Origin of the sequence: Winogradskyella algicola, assembly GCF_005869935.1 — a bacterium.
Taxonomy (GTDB): Bacteria; Bacteroidota; Bacteroidia; order Flavobacteriales; family Flavobacteriaceae; genus Winogradskyella; species Winogradskyella algicola.
This window is the reverse complement of the sequence record NZ_SZQF01000002.1, coordinates 287,614-305,470: the sequence shown is the minus strand read 5'-3', so window position 1 is coordinate 305,470 and position 17,857 is coordinate 287,614. Positions and strand designations below refer to the sequence as shown.

15 protein-coding genes are annotated in these 17,857 nt (G+C 33.9%); 5 read left to right on the top strand and 10 right to left on the bottom strand.

Annotated elements, in window-relative coordinates; translation table 11 throughout:
• Positions 1-2 precede the first annotated feature (2 nt).
• From proB to FC091_RS05920, 3 genes are all read right to left on the bottom strand, one after another.
• Entirely contained in the window at positions 3-782 is a 780-nt protein-coding gene (gene proB / locus FC091_RS05930; RefSeq protein ID WP_138433353.1) for a glutamate 5-kinase, read from the bottom strand.
• 1 nt (position 783) lies between these two features.
• Entirely contained in the window at positions 784-1,590 is an 807-nt protein-coding gene (proC, locus tag FC091_RS05925; RefSeq protein ID WP_138433352.1) for a pyrroline-5-carboxylate reductase, read from the bottom strand.
• Positions 1,591-1,978: 388 nt separating this feature from the next.
• Positions 1,979-3,103 (bottom strand): Omp28-related outer membrane protein, encoded by a 1,125-nt coding sequence (locus tag FC091_RS05920; protein WP_171032472.1) that lies wholly within the window; start codon positions 3,101-3,103, stop codon positions 1,979-1,981.
• A 122-nt stretch (positions 3,104-3,225) separates the two neighbouring features.
• Between FC091_RS05920 and FC091_RS05915 the strand changes: the two genes are divergently transcribed.
• Entirely contained in the window at positions 3,226-3,705 is a 480-nt protein-coding gene (locus FC091_RS05915; protein WP_138433351.1) for a TlpA family protein disulfide reductase, read from the top strand.
• A 57-nt stretch (positions 3,706-3,762) separates the two neighbouring features.
• Positions 3,763-5,445, top strand: a complete 1,683-nt coding sequence (locus FC091_RS05910) for a DUF6029 family protein (protein WP_138433350.1) — start codon at positions 3,763-3,765, stop codon at positions 5,443-5,445.
• A 71-nt stretch (positions 5,446-5,516) separates the two neighbouring features.
• Here the strand turns inward: FC091_RS05910 and FC091_RS05905 are convergent, their stop codons facing one another.
• Complete coding sequence (locus FC091_RS05905; protein WP_138433349.1) at positions 5,517-7,763, bottom strand: polyribonucleotide nucleotidyltransferase; 2,247 nt, start codon at positions 7,761-7,763, stop codon at positions 5,517-5,519.
• A gap of 234 nt (positions 7,764-7,997) precedes the next feature.
• A complete protein-coding gene (gene rpsO, locus FC091_RS05900) occupies positions 7,998-8,267 on the bottom strand; it encodes a 30S ribosomal protein S15 (protein ID WP_138433348.1) in 270 nt (89 codons plus the stop codon).
• Between the two features lie 182 nt (positions 8,268-8,449).
• Between rpsO and FC091_RS05895 the strand changes: the two genes are divergently transcribed.
• On the top strand, positions 8,450-9,556 hold the full coding sequence (locus FC091_RS05895; protein WP_138433347.1) for a sensor histidine kinase: 1,107 nt from the start codon (positions 8,450-8,452) through the stop codon (positions 9,554-9,556).
• Positions 9,557-9,627: 71 nt separating this feature from the next.
• On the top strand, positions 9,628-10,551 hold the full coding sequence (locus tag FC091_RS05890; protein WP_138433346.1) for a hypothetical protein: 924 nt from the start codon (positions 9,628-9,630) through the stop codon (positions 10,549-10,551).
• Between the two features lie 52 nt (positions 10,552-10,603).
• Here FC091_RS05890 and accD read toward each other — a convergent pair whose 3' ends face one another.
• The 3 genes from accD to tamL all read right to left on the bottom strand — a co-directional run bounded on the left by accD (position 10,604) and on the right by tamL (position 15,388).
• Positions 10,604-11,461, bottom strand: a complete 858-nt coding sequence (gene accD / locus FC091_RS05885) for an acetyl-CoA carboxylase, carboxyltransferase subunit beta (protein WP_138433345.1) — start codon at positions 11,459-11,461, stop codon at positions 10,604-10,606.
• A 218-nt stretch (positions 11,462-11,679) separates the two neighbouring features.
• Positions 11,680-12,747, bottom strand: coding sequence for a class II fructose-bisphosphate aldolase (fbaA, locus tag FC091_RS05880; RefSeq protein WP_138433344.1), 1,068 nt, complete (start codon positions 12,745-12,747; stop codon positions 11,680-11,682).
• Positions 12,748-12,862: 115 nt separating this feature from the next.
• Positions 12,863-15,388, bottom strand: a complete 2,526-nt coding sequence (gene tamL / locus FC091_RS05875; RefSeq protein ID WP_138433343.1) for a translocation and assembly module lipoprotein TamL — start codon at positions 15,386-15,388, stop codon at positions 12,863-12,865.
• A 141-nt stretch (positions 15,389-15,529) separates the two neighbouring features.
• Here tamL and FC091_RS05870 point away from each other — a divergent pair, with 141 nt between their 5' ends.
• Entirely contained in the window at positions 15,530-16,264 is a 735-nt protein-coding gene (locus tag FC091_RS05870; protein ID WP_138433342.1) for a TrmH family RNA methyltransferase, read from the top strand.
• Here the strand turns inward: FC091_RS05870 and porT are convergent.
• Complete coding sequence (gene porT, locus FC091_RS05865; RefSeq protein ID WP_138433341.1) at positions 16,251-16,967, bottom strand: type IX secretion/gliding motility protein PorT/SprT; 717 nt, start codon at positions 16,965-16,967, stop codon at positions 16,251-16,253. The genes FC091_RS05870 and porT overlap by 14 nt on opposite strands.
• A 2-nt stretch (positions 16,968-16,969) precedes the next feature.
• On the bottom strand, positions 16,970-17,701 hold the full coding sequence (gene ubiE, locus FC091_RS05860) for a bifunctional demethylmenaquinone methyltransferase/2-methoxy-6-polyprenyl-1,4-benzoquinol methylase UbiE (protein WP_138433340.1): 732 nt from the start codon (positions 17,699-17,701) through the stop codon (positions 16,970-16,972).
• Positions 17,702-17,857 lie beyond the last annotated feature (156 nt).

Here is a 17,857-nt window from a genome sequence, read left to right as displayed (position 1 = left end):
TTTTAGGCACTAATAAATTTTGTGCCAACTTCTTTGTTATTAATAATATCTACAATGACGTTTTCGCGCTTGCCGTTTGCGATGTAAGTAGGAATATTCTTTTTGGCAGTACCTTTGGCTATCTTTAGTTTAGACGCCATGCCTCCACGTCCTTCGCCTTCTTTTTTATTAGAAGCGCAAACATACTTTTCTACATTTTGGTTTGTTTTTACGACGTTTAATTTTCTAGATTCGTCATCGTCTGGGTGGCCTGTGTAGAGTCCGTCGGTATCTGATAGTATGATTAGGCGATCTGCATCGAGTAGTTCTGCGACTAAACTCGCTAGCTCGTCATTATCAGAGAACATGGACATGGTTAAAGAGACGGCATCGTCTTCATTTGCAATCGGAATTACACCTTCGGCCAATAATCCTTCATAGCAGTTTATCATGTTCTGACGATGTTTTCCAGGGTCAAAATCGCGTTTGGTTGCCAAAATTTGCGCGCAGCGCATTCCATAGTCATGGAAAATACTGTAGTAATGACGCATCATTCTGGGTTGTCCTACGGCAGAATATACTTGTCTTCTTACAGATTTGTTATCTATTTTAGTATCGCCCAAAACTTCCATACCTGCAATTGCAGAGCCAGAAGACACCAAAATTACCATGATATCTTCTTCATATAATACGGCGATTTGGCGAACTAACTCTCTTAGTACTGGTCCTAAAATTCTATTGTCTTTATTTGTTAAAACGTTGGTGCCTACTTTTACGACCACACGTTTAATATTGTCATTCATTTTATTTGTTTTTTCCTAATTCAACAGCTCTATCAAATGCGGCATAAGCTGCATCCTGTATGAGTTGCTTTACATTATTATCTTCCATTGAGTCTATTGCGGCTTGTGTAGTGCCGCCTTTTGATGCTACTTTGTCAATCCAGCGCTCAGGTGAAATATTAGACTGGTTAAACAATTCAATAGCTCCTTCAAAAGTGTTGCTTACCAAAACTTTAGAGTCATAGTCTGAAAAGCCCATCTTTTGAGCAGCTTCTAACATAGATTGCATAAAGTAAAATACATAAGCTGGCCCACTACCAGAAATACCTGTAGAGGCATCGATAAACTTCTCGGAGTCTACATGTATAGAAGTCCCTGTTGTGTCTAATAGTTGGCGCACCATTAGTAACTCTACACGAGATATGGCTTTTGCGCCAGTGTACGAGGTTACACCTTTGCCTACTTTAGCTGGTAGATTTGGCATGGTGCGTATTACTTTTTTAATTCCTAAACCATCTTGTATTGTTTCTATGCTTACACCTGCCATTAGCGATACAAATATTTGTTCGCTATGAATAAGCGGCTTCATTTTTTTGAATAAATCTTCGCAGTGATATGGTTTTACTGCTAAAAATACAATGTCCGATTTCGGTAAACCATCCTCTAAAGAGGTGTACACATCAAATCTTGGGTTTTGTCTGAGTGTTTCAATTTTGTTAGGGTCAGTGTCATAGATTCTTAACTTTTGTTTTCCTAATAAAGAAGAATCTGCCATGCCTTCTGAATAGGTTAAGCCCATATTTCCGGCACCTATTACTAATACTTTCATACTTGTGTTTTAATTAAACTTTACTTGTCAGTTGCTATGTAAGCCGCAAACACTATGCGATAGTGCCAAACTAAAAAGTTGATTTTAAGTTTTTTGAAGTTTAAAAAGAAAAAGTGGAATTGTTGAGGATATGCCAAAACATTGCTTGTATGCTTAAGGATATGTGAATCTTAAGAAATGTTAAATACATTAAAACTGTCAGTATGTCGGTGACAAAATGTGATTTTAAGGCTAAAATAAGGGGTTATTAGGAGGTAATAACGTAAGTCTAAACGTTTTTTCTGGGAATGATTAAATGTTTTTTGATTGGTAGAAATAAAAAAAGGAGGCTATGTTTTAGCCTCCCTTTTTGTTTAATTAAGCAAACGAATTGCTTCATATATTGTAATTAGTTTTCCTCAAAAGTTTGTGCATCACCAAAATGAGCAACTCTTGAGTTGATGGCAAAGGCATCACCTGTAAAATTTTCATTAGTAATGAATGCAACGATACTCATTTCATTTGTATCTACAACATTTGATGGTACATTAGCAGTGAAAGTCCTACTATAAACAGAATTAGTAACTTCATTATTAGGAAGGTCATCGCCTAAAATATTGGTTAAGCTAGCTCTAAGTACATGGTCATGTACAAAATTTGGAACAGGGTTTTGACCACCATAATAACTTTGATTATTTGCTTGATCATAAACTAATCCATCTTCAAGTACCATAACTACAAGTTTAGCATTATTAAAATCAAAATCTTGACTAAATTTAGCATCTACTTTAACGGTCATTGTATTACCAGATAACGATGGTGTAATAGCCAAGCCTAGAGGTGCGTTGTCACATACAGTTTGGTCGACAATCTGGTCTATATTGTTTGGTTCTGGGAATGTCCAATCAGAGCCTCTGTTAACTTTGGCTGTTGGGTAACCTGTTACACCAAGAGCAGATTCCAATATATCGGCACCTGCAAAATTATATGGGTCATAACCGTTACTGGATGTATTAGAACTATACCTGTGAATAGCAACTACACTTATTTGATCTGTTTGCTCCTTGACCTGCTCTATAGCGTAAGTTACTCTTGTACAAAAAGGACACCAAGTCCCTGTGAAATCTTCTATGACTACATGTTTTGTAAATTTAAAGTTGTCAACTGCAACATTTACATTTAAATTATTTGTCGTACTTATATCTTGGTAAGTCGCAGAGACTTGTAACGAACCTGCTTGGGTTGTAGTATATGTATTACCAGATATGGCTGTGCCGTTAACAGAGATTGTAGCCGAATTGGTAACATCTGTATTATTGTTGCCCATAACAGCAAAACTTACAGTGTCACCAGCGTAAATGCCACAGGCTACAGAACTTGATATTTCAACAGATATGCTTGTTATGTCATTACCGTTTCCATTGCCGTTTCCATTTCCATTGCCGTTTCCGTCACCATCGCTATCGCTACTGCAAGCGCTAAAGCTTATAGCTAAGGCCATAAATAAAAGATTGAATAGATGTTTAGTTTTCATAAATTATGAGTTTTAATAAAAAATTTTTAAGGTTTTGTTTAAAAAAATGCAAATTATACTAATTTTTTAAAAAAGTGGTATTATTATTGCAAAATGTTAAAAAAAACTAAAATTTTAAAAACATGAAATATCTATTTGCTGCTTTTTTTATAAGTATCTCATTACTAATGCATAGTCAGGAATTTCCAGACATAAACCTAAATAATCTCGATGGAAATAGTATTTCTGTAAAAGCGCTTACGGACTCTAGCGATATAAAAATTTTTAGCTTTTGGGCGACTTGGTGTGTTCCTTGTATTAATGAGCTAGATGCTATAGCTGATGTCTATGAAGATTGGCAAGATGAAACCAACGTAGAACTTATAGCAGTCTCTACAGATGATGCTAGAACTAAGAAACGCGTTATTCCTTTAGTGAATGGAAAAGGCTGGGAATACCAGATATTATTAGATGAAAATCAAGATCTTAAACGTGCCCTAAATATTAATGTGCTACCATATGTTGTTGTGGTTAAAAATGGTGAAATTATTCATACCAGAACAGGCTACACACCTGGAAGTGAAGAGGAACTATATGAGGTCGTAAAAGAACATTCTAAATAACTGTAGACAAAACAACAACAATAACCTAACTAACCTAACTAAAATTTACAATCATATATGAAAAAGCTTTTAATGCTGTTAACATTTTGTTTTACGGTAAACCAAATGTCAGCACAATTGCTAGATAACTTGCGTGTTGGTCTAGAGTCTAACATGGCGTGGTATAATGATGACAAACGCACAGGACCTTTTTTTGATGGTGAAAATAATGATGGTGATGAGCATGTAAGGGTCAATTCTTACCTAAAACTAGACTATGATTTTCTTGAAAATTTTACAGCAACGGTTCAAATAGAATCATACGAACCATTAGCTTTATTAAATTATTCACCAAATTTTGAAGGTACAGACTTTGGGATTTATTCACTCAATTACAGAAGTGATAAGTTAGAAGCAAGTGCAGGACACTATTATGAGCAATTCGGTAGTGGTCTTATCCTTAGAAATTGGGAAGATCGACAGCTTGGTCTTAATAATGCTCTTTTGGGTGGAAGAGTAAAATACATGCCCACAAACTTTTTGTCTTTAACAGGGTTGTATGGAAAACAACGTGTTGGCTTTGAAACTGCCGACAGTGATATTTTTGGTTTCAATACTGAAATCGATATTTCTAATATTTTTAAGTTTGAAAATTCCTCATTAAATCTTGGGATTAGTTATGTTGGTAGGCAAGAAAAAACAGATATAGAAGAACCGAATTTTGATGAGTTGACTAATGCTTTTTCTGGTCGCATAGATTTCTCTAAAGGTAACTTTTATGCCAATGCAGAGTACGTTACCAAGTCTGATGATGTCTTTGTTATTAACGGACAAGTCATTAATTCATTTGTTAATCCAGGTAATGCTTTATTATTCAATACTGGGTTTTCTAAAAAAGGTTTTGGACTAGATGCCACATTTAGACGTTTAGAAAATATGGGGTTTTTCTCGGAGCGTGAAAAAACAGGAAATGTTTTTTTAGAGAATAATATCAATTTTACACCTGCACTAACAAAGCAGCACGATTATTTATTGACTAATATTTTTGTGTATCAGGCACAGTCTCAAGTTGTTTTTGCAGATCCTGAACTTATGGAGGCAGGTGAAATAGGAGGGCAGATTGATGTATTTTATAACATTAAAAAAGGAACAGCACTTGGTGGTAAATATGGTACAAAACTAGCATTTAATGCGTCGTATTGGGCAGGTCTTAAAGGAGATTATGATTTTGATAATTTAACTTATGATGTAGATTATTTTGGTTTTGGCGAAAAGTATTTTTCTGATGTTAGTTTAGAGATTAGAAAAAAATGGAATAAAAAGATGAATTCTATTTTTTACTACGTTAACCAATACTATAACCAAAGAACTATAGAAGATAATTTCTCTGGTGAACAAATTAAAACTAATATTATCGTTGGTGAAACCTTTTATAAGTTTGGTAGAATAGGACAGTCTGTACGCTTAGAATTACAGAAACTATGGTCTAACACTGAAAATCATGATTGGGTAGGTGGAACCATAGAATATAATGCAAGTCCGAGATTATCATTTTACGTTAACGATATCTATAATAGTGGAACTGATAGTAGTACATCAGAAAATCATTATTATAATTTTGGTGGTAGTTATAACAAGGGTGCAACCCGTTTTTCTTTAAATTATGGTAGGCAACGTGCAGGATTGGTCTGCGTAGGCGGTGTTTGTCGTTTTGTTCCGGAGGCTACAGGGTTATCTGCCAGTTTATTAATGTCATTCTAGAAATTTGAGACAATATCAAAAAAAAGCCCATCAATTTTGATGGGCTTTTTTATTAAACATAAAAAGCGTAATTAATCTTCTTTGTTATTGTCTCTTCGGTTTCTATCGTCTCTGCGATTATTACCTCTGTTACGGTTATCGCGTCCTCGATTATTGTCTCTGTTACGGCTGTTATCACGTTTTGGTCTATCTTCCCAACCTTCAGGTTTTGGTAAAATAGCTTTTCGAGATACTTTTTCTTTGCGAGTTCTAGAGTCTATACCAAAGTATTTTACATCAAATACATCTCCCATGTTAACGACATCAGAAACATTCTCTGTGCGTTCCCAAGCGAGTTCGCTTACGTGAAGTAAAACTTCATTGCCAGGAGCTTCAGTATATTCTACAACAGCACCAAAGTCTAGCATTTTAATTACTTTTACTTCGTAAATGCTACCAACTTCTGGTTTAAACATCATGGCATCTATATGAGCCATTACAGCGTCAATACCTTTGTTGCCAACACCAAGAATCTCAACAATACCCTCTTCAGTAACAGGGTCTTCATTAATTACTATAGTGGTTTCGGTTTCTTTTTGTAATTCCTGAATCACTTTTCCACCAGGCCCAATTAATGCTCCGATGAATTCATTTGGAATACGTGTTGTCACCATGGTAGGTGCATGATCTTTAACATTAGCATTAGGTTGTGCAATTGTATCTGTAAGATGCTTTAAGATGTGTAAACGACCATCTCTTGCCTGCATTAATGCTTTTACTAAGATTTCATAAGATAATCCTTTGATCTTAATATCCATTTGGGTTGCTGTAATACCGTCTGCAGTACCAGTAACTTTAAAGTCCATATCGCCTAAGTGATCTTCATCACCTAAAATATCTGAAAGTACAGCGTATTTGTCACCATCGGAGATCAGTCCCATGGCAATACCAGAAACAGGTTTTTTAAGCTGAACACCTGCATCCATTAACGCCATAGTACCAGAACAAACGGTTGCCATAGAAGAAGAACCGTTAGATTCTAAAACTTCAGATACTACTCTCACAGTATATGGACAGTCCTCTGGAACCATACCTTTTAATGCACGTTGTGCTAAGTTACCATGACCAACTTCTCTTCTTGAAGTTCCTCTAATAGGTCTAGCTTCACCAGTTGAAAAAGGAGGGAAGTTGTAGTGTAAATAGAAACGCTCTTCACCTTCAAAAGATGGCATATCTATTTGGTTAGCCTCTCTAGATGTTCCTAAAGTAACTGTTGCTAATGCTTGAGTTTCACCACGTGTAAAAATTGCAGAACCGTGAGTTGATGGTAAGTAATCTACCTCACACCAAATTGGTCTTATATCTGTGGTTTTACGACCATCTAAACGTAATCCTTCGTCTAAGGTTAAATTTCTTATTGCTTCCTTTTGCGCTTTGGCTACGTATTTATGAATAAGTTTACCCAATTCATCTTGTTCTTCTTCAGAAAACGAATTGAAGACTTCTTCTTTAATTTCAGAAAATGCAGCACCACGCTCATGTTTTGCAGAACCAGCCTTAGCAATAGCATACGTTTTGTCATATACCATGTCATGAATTTTCTTAGCTAAGTCTTCATCTTCAACTTCTGGTTCGTATTCACGCGTTTCTTTTTTACCAAAAGCTTCAGCTAATTTTAACTGCGCTTCACATTGAATTTTAATCGCGTCATGTGCTGCTTTAATAGCTTCTACCATTTCTTCTTCAGAAATCTCATCCATTTCACCTTCTACCATCATTACTGAATCTGCAGAAGCACCAATCATCATGTCGATATCAGATGCTTCTAATTGAGCAAAAGAAGGATTGATGATAAATTCACCGTCTACACGAGCTACTCTAACTTCAGATATTGCAGTCTCGAAAGGAATATCTGATAATTGAATTGCTGCAGAAGCAGCTAAACCTGCCATAGCATCTGGCATTACATTTTCGTCGTGAGACATTAACTGAATCATCACTTGAGTTTCCGCATGATAGTCTTTTGGGAATAGTGGGCGTAATACACGGTCTACTAAACGCATAGTTAATACTTCTCCATCACTTGGCCTTGCTTCTCTTTTAAAGAATCCTCCAGGATAACGACCTGCTGCCGCAAACTTTTCTCTGTAATCTACTGTAAGTGGTAAAAAGTCAACATCTGCTTGGTGGTAGTTAGACACTACTGTACATAACAGCATACAATTACCAGATTGAACTACAACACTACCATGTGCCTGTTTTGCTAATTTTCCCGTTTCAATAGAGATTTCTCTACCATCACCTAGGTCTATGACCTCTTTGTAAGTTTTTGGAATCATAAAAATTTTCATTTCGATTACGCTCAATGATCAAATTTTCAATTTAATGATCATCAAACTTGTTAAACATTGGTGTTGTGTTGTTGTGTAGTTGTTGTTGTGACCAATGAAAAACCGAAGTCCCAAACTAGTTTTGGGATCTCATCTGCTATTTCAATTCGAAAATTAAACGCTTTCGAAGACGTTATATTGTAAACAAAAAACCACGCTAAAAGCGTGGTCTTCGTATTTAGATTATTTTCTTAATCCTAATTCTTTAACGATAGCACGGTATCTTAAGATATCCTTTTTAGTTAAGTAGTCTAATAAAGCTCTACGCTTACCTACCAACTTTACTAGAGAACGCTCAGAGTTGTAATCTTTACGATTGTTTTTTAAGTGCTCAGTTAAATGGTTAATTCTGTACGTAAATAACGCAATTTGTCCTTCAGCAGAACCAGTATCATTTTTTCCTTTACCGTGTTTTGCGAAGATTTCTTCTTTTTTCTCTTTAGATAAATACATTCTAATATTATTGTAAATGATTGTTATGTACTTTGAAAGATTTTCTTTCAAGCGGCAAATATAATACTTTCTTTGTGATTTGTGGTTTTTTTCGTAACTTTTAATCTGTATAACAACGTTTTAATAAGTCTCCCCTGGCTAATTAAGAGCTTTTTCCTATTGATCCTGAAAATTTAGTTAGGATGAAAGCTATTCGCTCTTCTCAAAATGTTGCTAATGCATACGATGTTCTCGATCGTGTGTTTAACAATACTTATAATGGTATTGCTGTTGTAAGTATGGATGGCAATTGGCTTAAAATGAACGAAGCCGTTTCTGATATTTTTGGTTATACAAAATCCGAGCTTTTTAATATGGATATAGACAACATTGTCTTTATAGAAGACTTGGGTGTGCATGAAGAAAAGTTTGAGAAGTTAATAAGCGGAAAAATTGATAAGTATCGTGTAAAACAGCGCTATTTTCATAAAAGTGGCGATGTCATCTGGTTATTGATCTATGTGACTCTTGTATATTTTAAAGAAGGTAGGCCGCATATGATTTGGCAATTTACAGATGTAACCAACCGTCAAAAAAATCAAGATAAGTTAAAAGCTATGTTGAGTGTAGCTAAAGAGCAGAACGATAGATTAACATCTTTTGCCAATATAGTAACGCACAACCTCAGATCACATTCAGGAAACCTTACTTCTCTAACGAAGTTCTTAGAAGACGACTTCGAAGGGATAGTAGCTAACGAGAACTACATAATGCTTAAGCAAGCAATAGATAATTTGGAAGAGACCGTTGCCCATCTTACTGAGGTTGCTAAAATTAGAGAAATAGAACCTTCCAAATTACAGGACCTTAATCTTTATGAATATGTTGAAAAGGCTATGTATAATATTATTGCAATGGCACAAAACTCAAATGCTCTAATTTATAATGAAATAGATGAATCTCACTATATAAAGGGTGTGCCAGCATATCTAGATAGTATAATTTTAAATTTTCTTACCAATGCTATTAAGTATAAATCAGAAAAAAGGATACCCATTATTGAATTAACCTCTTTGATTGAAGATGAGTATATAGTATTTAAGATAAAAGATAATGGATTAGGTATCGATATGGATAAGTTTGGTGACAAGCTATTTCAGATGTACAAGACCTTTCATTATAACGATGATGCCATAGGTATTGGTCTTTTTATCACCAAAAATCATATTGAATCTTTGGGCGGTAAGATTACTGTAAACAGTGAGGTAGACGTAGGTACAGAGTTTTCAATTTATTTTAGAAAAGCATAAATTTTATTTTTCGATTAAACTTTTTTCAATTGTTATAGTCTTAACATCATATTAACAATAAAAAAGTAATCATGAATTATTCAAATCACAAACTCAAAAAAGTCGGTATTAATTACGTGAGTAAAAATTTTAATGTCATTAAAAGAGGAATTTTCAGCCTTTTGGTTTTAGGTTTAACATTTACGTCTTGTAGTAATAATGACGAAGTTACGGCAACAGAAGATGTAACACAAGATACAATCGAGGTGCAGCGTTCTGCTGAAATCGACCAAATAGACAACATTTTAGGTGATTTAGTTATAGACGCTTATGAACAACAAGAGTTTGAGTTGGCAGATAGAATTGAATACACGCAAGATAATCCGACAAGAGAAACATACTCAAGAGATATTCCAGAATGCGTAACAATTACTCTGGTAGCACAACAAAATTACAGAGAAGTAACGTTAGATTTTGGTACAGAAGGATGTGTGGTCAATGGACACTTAATACAGGGACAGATTGTATTTGATTATACCAGAAATCCAGAAGCACAACAAATTGCTATTAATTATAATTTAATTGATTTCTACTTTGATGCTAAAAATGTAATTGCAAGTCGTTCTATTTTAAAAGAATTATCTAATGATAACGGAAATCCACAGTTTACACACAACCTGAGCGTTACAGTTATTTGGCCAAATGGTGTGCAAGCTTCTAGAGAAGGAACTAGGATAAGAGAATGGGTTGAAGGCTTTGGAAGTGGTGTTTTTAGCGATAATGTTTTTGAAATTACAGGGGATTGGACAGCAACTTTTGTAAATGGAAACACACATACTTACGAGGTTCTAGTCCCTTTAAGAAGAGAAGTTATTTGTGCTTTCTTTGTCAGTGGTTCTTTTGATGTACAACGCACAAATTTTGGTGGTATCTTTGATTTTGGTGAAGGTAATTGCGATAACCAAGCGACGTTTACTTTTAACAATGGTACAGAAATACCTATAGTGCTAAATTAGATTTAGTTTCAGTTGATTGGAGTAAAAAAGCGAGCCATTTGGCTCGCTTTTTTTATGCTCTTAAAGGTTGATTTTTAATTAAATCTATATATTGGTTTACCTTTTTCTTTAAATCTTTTCTGTGTGTTATAAAATCCAAGAAACCATGTTCTAATAAGAACTCTGAGGTTTGGAACCCTTCAGGAAGTTCTTGTCCTGTGGTATCTCTAACAACTCTTGGGCCTGCAAAACCAATCAAGGCACCAGGTTCTGCAATATTAATATCACCTAGCATCGCAAATGAAGCTGTAGTACCACCTGTGGTTGGATCTGTACATAAAGATATATATGGTATACCAGCATCTGCAAGTTGTGCTAATTTAGCTGAAGTTTTAGCTAACTGCATTAGTGATAGGGCTGCTTCCATCATACGAGCACCACCAGATTTACTAATAATCATAAATGGAATCTTTTTCTTTAACGCATAGTCTGCAGCTCTTGCAATTTTTTCACCTACAACACTACCCATAGATCCACCTATAAAACCAAAGTCCATACAGGCAACAACTAAATCTTCTCCCATAGATTTTCCTACGGCAGTTCGCACAGCATCTTTAAGGTTAGTTTTAGCTTGGGCTGCTTTTAAACGATCTGGGTATTTCTTGGTATCTTCAAATTTAAGAGGATCCTTAGATGTTAAATTTGTATCCAATTCTTTAAACTTGTTGTCATCAAAAAGAATTTCGAAATACTCTTTACTTCCAATTCTTACATGGTAGCCATCCTCTGGACTTACATAAAAATTTTGTTCTAATTCTTTAGTGTCTATTATTTTACCGGTAGGAGATTTGTACCAAAGTCCTTTTGGAGTATCTTTTTTCTCTTCTGTAGACGTTTGAATTCCTTTATCTTTTCTTTTAAACCAAGCCATATCAATTTGATTTTTAAACCCTTAGACTGTGCTTAGGGTAATTTTAATCATAGATTAAAAAAATTCTATAATTAATTGTTGTTAGTTAGTTAAAGCAAAATTACTACTAATTAATTAAACTCAAAAGTAGTTGCTTCATGTAATTGTTAAAATAAACAAACCTATCAAAACTATAAAACAGTTTTGATAGGTTTGAAAATTTTGAATGAGTTGTTATGTTATAAAGTATCTACGTTATTTAAGTCCTCAAAAGCTTTTTTAAGACGTTCAACAAAAGCTTGCTCACCTTTTCTTAGCCAAACTCTTGGGTCGTAGTATTTTTTGTTTGGTACATCGTCTCCCTCAGGATTACCAATTTGTGTTTGTAAGTAATCATGATTGTCTTGTACATAATCTCTAACACCACTTAAGAACGCCCATTGCATATCGGTATCTATATTCATTTTAATAACACCATAGCCAATAGCTTCTCTTATTTCTTCTACTGTAGAACCAGAGCCACCATGGAACACAAAATCAATGTGGTTGTGACCAACATTATATTTTTTAGTAATATATTCTTGCGAGTTCTTTAAAATTTTTGGTGTTAATTTTACATTACCTGGTTTGTAAACACCATGAACGTTACCAAAAGCAGCAGCGATGGTAAACTGATCACTAACTTTGCTTAACTCTTCATAAGCATAAGCCACTTCTTCTGGTTGCGTGTATAATTTTGAAGCGTCTACATCACTATTATCTACACCATCTTCTTCACCACCAGTAATACCAAGCTCTATCTCTAAAGTCATACCCATTTTACTCATACGAGCTAAGTATTGTTTACAGATTTCTATGTTTTCTTCAATTGGCTCTTCAGACAAATCTATCATATGAGAACTGTAAAGTGGCTTACCAGTTTCTTCAAAGTGTTTTTCGCTAGCATCCAATAAACCATCAATCCAAGGCAATAATTTTTTTGCACAGTGATCCGTGTGTAAAATTACAGGAACTCCATAAGCTTCTGCCATATGGTGTACATGTTTAGCACCTGCAATTCCGCCTGCAATAGCACCTTTTTGGTTTTCGTTTCCTAAACCTTTTCCTGCATTAAATTGTGCACCTCCATTAGAAAACTGAATAATAACTGGGGCATTTAAAGCTTTAGCGGTTTCTAAAACACCATTAATAGAATTTGAACCTATAACATTTACTGCTGGTAAGGCAAATCCTTTTTCTTTAGCTAATTTGAAAATTTCCTGAACTTCTCTTCCTGTTGCAACGCCAGGTTTGATATTGTGACTCATTATTATATGATTGAAAATTAGATATCAAAAATACGGAATTTTAGCCATTTTTTGATCTAGATGATTAGAATAATAACTATAAAATATCGAAAACGATGTAGATGAATTAATGCTGTTAGAAAGGATAATTTATACCAATATTGTAAACAGCGTTTCGAAAGTTATAGTTTCTAAACCAACGACTACCTTCTGGTTGCGAAGGGTCGTAGGTTTTAAAACCAGTATCGAACCGAAGTACAAAAAAACCGAAATCATAACGAAGGCCAAAACCAGAACCAACAGCTATATCTTCGAGCGAATTAAAATCAGTAAAGGTCGCTCTATCATCTTCAACATTGTCCAAAACATTCCATATGTTTCCTGCGTCAACGAAGAGTGCGCCTCTTAAATCTCCGAAAAGTCCGAAACGTTGTTCTGCGCTTAAGTGAATTTTAAAGTTAGCCTCGTTAAATTCATTAGTTGAGCTAGAGCTTCCTGGTCCAAGATTATAAGCTGTCCAAGCTCTATTGTCATTAGGTCCACCAGCAAAGAAACTTTCAGCAAAAGGAATACTGTTAGAGTTGCCGTAAGGTATGGCTATGCCAGCATAACTTCTGAATGCAAAAACATTGTTTTTACCTAAGTCGAAATATTTTACATAGTCAACTTCAGTTTTAAAATACTGAGAAAAAGCTACACCAAATACCTCATAATCTCCATCGCTGTTTTTTGGCGCACCAAATATTTCAGATAGGTTAGATAGTAAATTACCGGCTAGCTCAACGCGCCATTTAAAAATAGAAAAGTCATTGTCAAAGATACTTGTGCGTTTATCTTTTTTATAATCGAAACTAGTTGAAAAAATAAGGTTGTTTTCTGTAAGTCTTTGTTTTCGTTCTTCAATATTATTTACTGTTATAAAATCATCGTCGTTAGATGATAAACTTGTATTTCCGTTGAGTACGTCATCAATAAATTGATTGGCTCCATTTGGAATGGATAGATTTTCTTCTGAAGCTATATAGCCAATGTTTCTAGCAATAGTATTAAGTCTGCTAAAAGAATTTATGTAAACTCCAAAGTAATTGTTTGTATTTAGGTTTTTTACAAACTGAACATTAAAGAGTTCTAGTGTATTTGAAACTGTTCGTGATGGTGACCAATTATAGCTTAAAAGTCCGGATAAGGTTTGCTTATCTAATCCAATATTCTGTTGACTCGTTGTAGAAAGGTTAATTGCTGTACTAGGCGACATGTATTTTGGGATAATACTATCTGTGTTGAATGGTGTAAATAATCTTGGAATTGTTAACCTAATATTACCACCAAATTCATTTATATCAAAAAAGGCATCATCATCTTCACTACCATCTCTTGAAGCACCAATGGCTGCAATGCCACTAATTTCTAAAGTTTCTGCTCCTCTAAAAATATTTCTAATTTTTAAACCAGGAGTTACAGAAAAACCAATGGTCTGTATATTGCTTTGAGAGACATCTAAGTCTAAACTTAGCGCGTATTTTTTCTTTGGTTCTAGATATATATTTGCAGTTAATGTGGTATCCTCGGTGTTTTCTATGTATTCAATACTTGGATATCTAAACATTTGTAAATCATTAAGGTAGCGCAAAGATCTGCTACGTGCTAAGTCTGTATAAGTATCACCTTTATTTATAAAAACAGCATCGGTTAATGCCTGAGGCCTAAATCTAAGTTTTTCTTTGCTGAATAAATTGTAGTCCTTGTAGATTGTTGTATCAGAAATTGTTTTGAAGCGATTATCAAAATTATCGTCTGTAAATATGTTAACTTCTTTTATTTTAAAAATTTTGAAAGGTTCAACCCTAGAAGAATCTTCGGTCCTTACAGTTCTGTTTGCTATTATAATGTCTGTATTAACCTTGTGGTTAGTATCTATAGTATCTGTCTCAAACCTAATGTAGTCCTGACCAAAATAGTAGAAACCAGCATTTCTCAAATAGGTGTTGATGCGCTCGCGCTCATTTTCAAAATTTTGTTCATCGTATTGTTCTCCTTTCTTTAGAAGCGTTTTTCTAATAAATTTAGGATAAAGGGAATCTATTGATGGACTACTAATAACTGGTTTTAAAGAGTCTAAAAAGTAGGGTTCATTTTTAGTGACTTTGTAGGTAACTTCAGCTCTTTTGTTACTGTCCTTGTCAACTTCAAAAATCACCTCATTATCAAACCAACCTTTACTGTAATAATATTTTCTGAGGTTATTTACAGTTTTTAATGTTTTATCTTCATCATAAATGGTAGGCTTTTCACCAGTACGTTTTAGCCAGCTATTAAAGTTTTTCCTAGCCTCTATTTCTTTATCAAATTGTTTTTTAGATAATAATTTAGTTTTCCAACGTACCTTAGAAGAGTCACTAAATACTTTTGCTTGTAGTATAGAGTCTATATTAGGTCTTGCTAAATTATAAACATGAAGTTTTAAAGGAAAACCCAGTAGACTATTCATACCAGAATTGGTTTTCTGAGTAATGATGTTGTTGACGCGTTCTTCGTTATTAATCTTATCATCTACAATGATGGTGTTTTTGGTAATTAAATGTTCATTAGATTTTACACGTTTTACAACATCACAAGAATTTAAAAATGTAATAAAAACCAACATCAAAATACCCTTGAGCATTCTAGGAAATTTAGCAAGTATAGAGTTTTGAATTTGCAAGTTTATTTGATGTATGTTTTTTGATATTGGTTGCTATAAACAAAAATTAGTCCAAAAAAGGTTTACTTTGTAATTAACCACAACAAAAGTAAATACATTTTAATGGTTACAAAGCAAGACATAAAGTTAATTAAAAGTTTAAATCAAAAAAAACACAGGCAACAGTTAGGTCTCTTTACTGTTGAGGGTATAAAAGGCATTACCGAATTTCTTGATTCTGATTTTAAACTTCATAAATTATATGCCACCAAGCAAATTTTTAGCGCTCCAGAACACCAGATTGTAGAGATTTCTGAAAATGAACTACGTAAAATATCAGCTTTAAAAAACCCAAATACTGCATTGGCAGTTTTTGAGATACCGAAATCAAAAAGTGTAAATCTAGATGGATTGATTGTAGCCTTAGATGATGTAAGAGACCCAGGGAATTTAGGGACAATTATTAGACTTTGTGACTGGTATGGCGTAACGGATTTGGTTTGCAGTCTTAATACCGTAGATTGTTACAATTCTAAAGTAGTACAAGCTACAATGGGTTCTCTAACGAGAGTCAATATTGTATATAAGGACCTTTCAAAATTTATGACAAACTATAAAGGTGAAGTTTATGGCACCTATATGGATGGCGAGAACATTTATAGTGCAGATTTGCCAAATGAAGGTATTATTGTTTTAGGTAATGAAGCCAATGGTATTTCAGATGCAATCACAACATTAGTAAATAGACGCCTTACAATTCCTCAATTTGGAAAAGGCAAAGACACGGAGAGCCTAAATGTAGCTAATGCAACAGCTATTGCATTAAGTGAATTTAGAAGGAGAACTATTGAAATGTAAAGTTTATAAAAATACCCCTAGTTTGCATTTTAGCAACATTACCGGTCCAAGGACTATTTGGGTCGGCATCTCTTACAATTTCATCATTTATAGCAAAAACACCACGAATTGAAGGGGTAAACTTAAAGTAAAGCAGGTATAAGTCTATTCCAAAACCAATTTCGTAGAAATACATGTTTTTTTTCATTCTAAACTCACCAGCACTATTGTCGTCAGGATTGTCTTGGTTACTAGAGAGATTTAATGCTGTTGAAAAACCACCAACTATAAAGGGCTTAAAATTATTAATCCGTTTTGTAGAAACCTTTAATAGTAAAGGAATATGAATGTAAGTAGATTTTACTTCTCGTAATAAGTCAGAGTCGTTAAAATCGGTGCCCTCAAAATAACTTTGGTTATACATTAAATTTCTGGTAGTAAAGAAAACACCAGGCTCTAATCTCAAATTCATATAGTTATTAATACGCATGTCTCCAATAAGACCAAGATGAAACCCAAACGTATTGTCAACTAAGATATCATCAAGATTTTGTTCATACTCAAACTTAAAATCGTATTGATTAAACCCTAAGAAATAGCCCCAAGACAAAAACTTTTGGTCCAAATTGTCAATATTATTAGCAACCTTTTCCTTGGTAAATAATTGTGCAGTTGCTAATTGAGATGCCATTATAAATGTTAAGAAAACTAGGATTTTCTTCATAACTATGCTTTAGATGCTGTATATATTGTTGCCACACCCATGGTTTGTGGTTTATCTTCGACATTAATAAACCCAATTTTTCTCAAAATATTGTTTAGTTCCTCACCATAAGGAAAAACCGAAGCTGATTCGCTTAAATAGTTATAAGCTATTTTGTCTTTTGAAAATAATTTTCCAATAGTTGGTAATATAAATTTAGAGTAGATATTATACCCAAATTTATAAATTGGATTTGTTGGTACCGAAGTTTCTAAAATAACAAAAATTCCGTTAGGCTTTAACACTCTTAATATCTCTGAAAGTCCCTTTTCTAGATTTTCAAAATTTCTTATACCAAAAGCAACCGTTATGGCGTCAAAGGTATTGTCACCAAAAGGTAAATTCTCAGAGTCTCCAATTACCATCGAGATAATATTCTCTAATTTTTTTGTAACTATTTTTTTTCTGCCCACTTCAAGCATACCATTGCTAATATCTAAACCAATAATTTCTTTAGCATTGGTTGAGGCAAGGTTAATGGCTAAATCACCTGTGCCAGTGGCAATATCTAAAATATTTTCTGGCTGTTTTTGGCTAACAATTTTAACGACTTTATTTCGCCATTTTACGTCAATACCAAAGGAAATAACACGATTCAGTCCATCGTATTCATTAGAAATGGTATCAAACATTTCGGTAACCTGTTCTTTTTTAGAAGCGTTACTGTTTTTGTATGGTTTAACTTTTTCGGCCATTAAAATTTTTTTGCAAAAATACGTGAAATTTTTTGTTTGAAAATTCACAATCCATAATTCACAAATGAAATATTTCTTTAAATGTTAATAGTTAGCCATAGGTGTTAAGTTTAAAGCTTTGAAACGTATTAACTTATTACTTCTTACTATATTTGT